This window comes from Candidatus Enterococcus testudinis, from assembly GCF_002140915.1.
Classification (GTDB): Bacteria; Bacillota; Bacilli; order Lactobacillales; family Enterococcaceae; genus Enterococcus_D; species Enterococcus_D testudinis.
In genome coordinates this window covers 908667-914596 of the sequence record NZ_NGKU01000001.1, presented here as the reverse complement: position 1 = coordinate 914596, position 5930 = coordinate 908667, and the positions used below count along the sequence as shown (strand labels likewise).

Here is a 5930-nt window from a genome sequence, read left to right as displayed (position 1 = left end):
CACTTGAATTCTATCAAAAAAAAACCTTTTTATTTTCTGCAAGTAAATTTACTTATATTCTTCAAATGTGTTTTTTCTTTCGTCAAATGATGTTTTCGAATAACACTTTATGCACGACTTTTTTCATTTTTATTTTAGTCATGTCCATCAAAAAAAGACTAGAGAGAACCCCACGCATTTCCGCAGTATTCTCACTAGTCTTTTTTGATTCAACCATTCCTGTTTGTACTTTTCAATGATTGAACAAGTAAATTATGATGTGAAACCAGCCTGCCTTTTCCAACAGACGTAAATACTTTCAGTCAATCTTATAGCGCATGACTGTTCAAAGAACTGAAGATACGCACCAAGCAATGCTTTGACTTCCCAACCAAAACATGCTGGACGTTTCTGCGTTCCCTTCGAATAGATTGACTTACGTCTATTTTACAGCGAAAATAGACATGTATATGAAATGGACTATTTTTCCGTCCACATAAAACTGGTCATTATGGAGGTTTTTACTTGGAAGCCAATCAACTACTCAAGCAGCTGCGTTTGGAACGCAACCTTTCGCAACGCAAATTAGCATCTGGCATCTCAGAGCGCAGTACCTTAGCGACCTTTGAACAAAAAGGACATCGAATCGCATTCGATACTTTACAGGCTTATTTAGAACGGATGAATGTTACTTTGGAAGAATTTGATTACCAACTCCATGCGCACGACCTTTCCGATAAAATCAAATTGTCGCGACAAATGATGCAAGCGCATTACCAACATGACACGACGACAGTTGCTGCACTGATTGAAACAGCGAAAGCAGCCTACGAAACCACCAATGATTTTATGTACTATATTTTATACAGCCAACATCTCCTACTGATGAAAAACGAAACACCTCGTCATGATTCACCGGAAAGTCAAGCGATTGAAACAACAGTCAAAGGCTATCTGGATCGCATCGATACCTGGGGAAAATTTGAATTGACGACCTTCACCAATTTATTGTTTCTATTTTCAGATGACTATATATTGAATCAACTCGAACAGTTGAACAAGAAACAGATGTTTCAAAATACACTAAACAGCCAATATCAAATCTATACGAAATTGCTGACGAACGCCGCCTATTTGTTTATCGACCGCAAAAATCACAACGGATTGGCGCAGATCCTGCACTTTCTTTCTGCCGATTTGCCGCCTGACAACGATCGGATCCGTATTTTGATCCGTTATTTCGAAGGCGTATTGTCCATATTTGAAGGCGAGACAGCAGTTGGAAAGGAAACAATCGAACAAGCATTAGCTGTTTTACGGTTTATCAGACAAGACAATCTCGCTAATCAACTAGCCGATATGGCTGAATCCGTCATCCACTGATTCTCATACCAAGACAAGCAAAAACCACCGAAAAAATTTCGATGGTTTTTGTGGATGTTGGTTCATTCGTTGTGTGTTTAACTAAATCGTCGGATCAGTCGTTTATACGGTACGGCGCGGCCAACGATATAAATCATGGCTGTTTGGATTGGGAACATGATCAATGCTTTGAGCAAGCGCACAGACCAAATCGCCCAACTTGTTAAGGGGATATTCAGCATCATTGATAACCAGATTGGCGTCAAGATCAGTGTGATCAACACTGTATTCAACAAAACTACCAATGCGGCTCTTTTTAAAGTGACTTCTTTACGGTAGAAAAAGAACCCGTAAATCAATCCACCTACAAAGGCATTGATCGTAAAGCCGAAAAAGTATGCTGATTTTGGCAATAACACCATTCCTGCGATATCCGCCAGCGAGGAGCCGATAGCTGTCCAAAATGGACCGAATAACATCCCCATGATCATTTGGGGAACAAAGGAAAAAGTGATTTTTATATAGGCTGTTTCAAAGCCTAAGATTTGCGACAAGACCACCATTAAGGCAATCAAAAGTCCCATGATCGCGATCATGTGTGCATCGACTTTTCTTTTCATAACGAGCATCTCCTTTTAGAGCTGCTACAAGTTCATGCAGCGAATGCGAAAATAAAACCGCGGACACCAGTCCTTCGTCCGAAAGGCAACATCCCATCCTTTCAGCACTTAACGCTTTATTTCCTACTCTGATTTTTTATTAGGTATTGCTACCCAGACACACTATAGCACAGATTTGAAACCTGCGACAATGTTTACTCTTATTTTTTCTGAACATTTTCTTTCATTGTTCGGGTTACAAAAAAACACCATTCTCAACGCATCTGATAGCCGTTGAGAATGGTGTTTTTTTGTAAGATCAGCCAATCAAGTTGTCGTTGATCAAGACTGATTTAATCTCTCTTAATTGATGGTCGATTTCGACTTGCTCAATGGTCATGCTAGTAGTGACTTCTTTCATCGCATGCATTTCTTCATTTAACTCATTGACGTTTATCACTAATTTATTCAATGCTTCAATAATCAATTGATTGCTATCCATGGTGAGAAACTCCTTTATTCAATCCGCTTTATTTTGATTCTTTGACTTGTTGTTCTAAAACACCAGCGCTATCGACAACGCGTTTTGTTTTGTAGAATAATTTGTATAAAACAATAACGACGACTGGAATCAATCCGCAAATGATATAGATTTGTGAGTAGTCCAGAAGTCCGTGCAGACTGCCAAGTGCATAAGGGCCAACCCCTAAACCTAAGTCTAAGCCGATAAAGTATGTGGATAACGCAACACCGATCCGATGTGCATCGACTTCTTTCAGGCAGACTGCTTGGCCATTCGACATAAAGGTACCATAGCCTAAACCGACAAAACAGCCAGCAATCAATAACATTGCGCTATTGCCCGTGATACTAAGCAAGAATAATCCTAATGTCAAAAAGATGAAACTTGGATACATGACGGCATCCGCGCCATGACGGTCAAACAATTTCCCAGTTGCTGGCCGGGTAAAGGTAACAGACAACGCATAAACCACAAAGAAAAAGGCGCCGGCCGTTTCTAAACCAAGATCGCTGGCATAGATCGATAAGAAACTTAGTACACTTGAATAGGCGAAACCGATCAAGAAACCAACCGCCGATATAAAGAGAACTTTCGTTTCTACAAATGATTTGAGTGACCATTTTCTTAATTCTGCTTCGTGTTCAGGTGTCAATTTGATATTTTCAACTGGAAAAGCGAAGCAAGCAATAGCTGTGGCAATCGACAAAATCGTTGCCAGCCAGATAATAAATTGGAAACCCAAAGTGGGCAATAATAGCATCCCAATAAATGGTCCGACAGCCGCTGCCAAGCTTGTACTCAAGCCATAGTAATTGATGCCTTCGCCATGTTTAGAAGCTGGAATGTACGCTGTAACGATGGCATTGGCGGCAGTTGAAACCGTCCCATAGGCAAATCCGTTCAAAAAGCGCACGCCTTCTAAAATAAAGATATTTGAAGAAATCAAATACGCTGCTGTTGTAATGACATAAAATATAATCCCCCAACGCAAAATTGCTTTGCGTCCTACCAATTCCAAAATTTTCCCAATATATAATCGCGCTATCAATGTCCCAATAATATAGATGCCGGCTGCCAATCCCGCTTGTGCAGTCGTTGCCCCCAATTCCTGCGTGGCGAATTTTGCCGTGATGACGACAAAACAATAATACACAAGAAACACAATAAAATTGATCAATGTAATCGTAATAAATCCTTTGTTAAATAATTTTTCGTCCTGACTTTCTTGCATGTGATGCTTTCTCCTCCTTTGATTTTGCCCCGCACCCAGTAAAAATCGATCCCTCCTATTTTCCTTTGGAATGATTTAACTATACTGAAAATGAAATTTTCTGAAAATCGCATTTGTTGCTGAAAAAGCACAATAACAGAAAACATTAACATTTGTTATTGCTTTTTTATCTGAAATGTCTTTTAATAAAGCAAGAATATTAGAACTTTCAGATTATTTTCAGAAAAATAATGGTTGGATTCATTAAAGTGAAGGAGCAATTTGGGTGGATAAACAGATATTAAGTGACTATCTAAAGAAAAAAGCAATTCCTGTAGTCATCAGAAAGAAAAAAAGCTATTTGACATATGAAGGCATTCCGGACCGCTATGTCTATATTTTGAAACAAGGAATCATTAAGACCAGTGTGGTGACTCGTGAAGGACGGGAGTTCAATTTGCGCTATCTGAATGATTTTGAGATTGTTTCCCTTTTCAAAGACGAATATTCCCAAGAAGTCGAAGCCCCTTTTAATGTACGGGTCGAATCGGAAGAAGCCGAATTGTACAAAATCGTGCGTGATCAGTTTTGGACAGACGTCAACCATGATCGGCAGCTCCAAGATTACGTCAAAGAATATTACCGTAAAAACTTAATGGATACGATGAAAAAAATGCAGCAAATGCTGATGAACGGCAAGTATGGTGCTGTTTGCACGCAAATCAATGAGCTCTATGAAACATTCGGGATCCAAACGGCTGACGGTGTCTTGATTGATTTCGAAGTCACCAATGAAGAAATAGCCCGCTTTTGCGGCATCACCTCTGCCAGCAGTGTCAACCGCATGATGCAACGCCTGCGAGAAGACGGTGCCTTGCAAAGTGTTGAGCGCAAACTGTTGGTGAAGAATATTGAGATGATTCGGGAGAATATTATTTATTGAAGATGTTCATTGATCAACCTATTTCCACAAAAAATAAAGCAAGTCTGGATTTTGCGACAATAAACGTTCAATTATTCTGAGACAGTTTCTTTTTTAAAGAAGAGATTCTTTTCACAAATTGACTCTTGCCACAATTCTTCGTATATGTATGAACAATATTATACTTTTTACATGTATCTTTTGTTAGATACATTGCTTCATGGCTAATTGCCTCTGTATATACAACAACAATATCCGCTGACTTTATTTTAGCAACCATTGTTGGTCTTTGCTCGTATCCGGTTAATCCTGTAAATTTTCCTGACCTTTTTTCGACTTCTTCTTTGAGATAATCAATCAAAGACTGATTCCCGCCAACCGTCAGAATGTTTAATCCTTCAAAGATTGGTAAGAAAGCTCTCCCTGTCTTCTTCTGGGATATTCTTTTACTCGGTACTTTGTGGCTTTGTTCTTCCATAATAGGGATAGGTTCTACTTTATGTTTCCACAGCACACACCCTAACATCACATCATTGGGATGACACACATAGTCAATGATGTCTCCCTCTTTCAAGTGAAAATGATCAATGTCGTTGTCTTTTAAAAGAATAGTTGTTGGAAAATCTTCTTGCGCCCTCGATAGTTCGATATAAAGTCTTTTGAGATCTGGATGTTCTTTGATGACAATACCGGTAATCTCTTCTCGTTGTTCAATTGGTTGCTTCGGATTTTTTTTGAGCAATCGATAGTTAAAATAGTCTTTATTTTTAATCGTTTTATGGTACGTTGCTTCCACTAAATCTCCATCATGAAAATCCATTTGCCGGCAGATGGTCTCTGGAACATATAATCCTTTTTTTGTGTGAACAGTTCCTCCTCGAAGTGTCCTGTGAAATAATCCATGGACCACATCTCCATCATCTAATATTTTTTCTTCAAATCGCTCTATTTTCTTCTTTATGATTGATTGTTCATTTTTAGATGGCTTTGTTTGTTCAATCTTTTTCGCGGGTATTGCTTCATTCTGCCCTTCTTTCTTTGTAACGCTTTCATTAAAGACACCATTGCCTACTGCTTTTAAGATATTTACCTGACTTTCAAGAACTTCTGAAACATGTGAAAGGTTTTTCGAATCAAGATTCTTCAAGACCTCTATCATTTCTTCTTTTATTAATGCTATCATTGATTCTTTTCTCACGCTTTCTCCTCCAATCACTCCGCAACTTGTTTATTCTTACAATCTACTCAATTAATAAATGTTAAAAAAAGTCATAAAACCTTAAAAAAAACTTTTAAAACACTTTATTTTAATTATATTTTACCGTATCCTACTAT

6 protein-coding genes and 1 riboswitch are annotated in these 5930 nt (G+C 38.4%); of the genes, 2 read left to right on the top strand and 4 right to left on the bottom strand.

Translation table 11 applies throughout. The features are described from left to right. Window positions 1–504: 504 nt before the first annotated feature. On the top strand, window positions 505–1362 hold the full coding sequence (locus A5886_RS04420) for an Rgg/GadR/MutR family transcriptional regulator (protein WP_086273822.1): 858 nt from the start codon (window positions 505–507) through the stop codon (window positions 1360–1362). A 77-nt stretch (window positions 1363–1439) separates the two neighbouring features. On the opposite strand, the gene A5886_RS04415 is transcribed toward A5886_RS04420, so the two are convergent. From A5886_RS04415 to A5886_RS04405, 3 genes are all read right to left on the bottom strand, one after another. After that, complete coding sequence (locus A5886_RS04415) at window positions 1440–1970, bottom strand: folate family ECF transporter S component (RefSeq protein ID WP_086273821.1); 531 nt, start codon at window positions 1968–1970, stop codon at window positions 1440–1442. Window positions 1971–1996: 26 nt separating this feature from the next. Further along, window positions 1997–2094: riboswitch (THF riboswitch) on the bottom strand. A gap of 165 nt (window positions 2095–2259) precedes the next feature. Continuing rightward, window positions 2260–2442, bottom strand: coding sequence for a hypothetical protein (locus tag A5886_RS04410; protein ID WP_086273820.1), 183 nt, complete (start codon window positions 2440–2442; stop codon window positions 2260–2262). 28 nt (window positions 2443–2470) lie between these two features. Continuing rightward, window positions 2471–3694 carry an MFS transporter gene (locus A5886_RS04405; protein ID WP_086273819.1) on the bottom strand — a complete coding sequence of 408 codons (1224 nt, stop codon included), beginning with the start codon at window positions 3692–3694 and terminating at the stop codon, window positions 2471–2473. Between the two features lie 265 nt (window positions 3695–3959). Here A5886_RS04405 and A5886_RS04400 point away from each other — a divergent pair, with 265 nt between their 5' ends. Then, on the top strand, window positions 3960–4616 hold the full coding sequence (locus A5886_RS04400; RefSeq protein WP_086273818.1) for a Crp/Fnr family transcriptional regulator: 657 nt from the start codon (window positions 3960–3962) through the stop codon (window positions 4614–4616). 67 nt (window positions 4617–4683) lie between these two features. Here the strand turns inward: A5886_RS04400 and A5886_RS04395 are convergent, their stop codons facing one another. Beyond that, window positions 4684–5793, bottom strand: coding sequence for a DUF2325 domain-containing protein (locus A5886_RS04395; protein ID WP_086273817.1), 1110 nt, complete (start codon window positions 5791–5793; stop codon window positions 4684–4686). Window positions 5794–5930 lie beyond the last annotated feature (137 nt).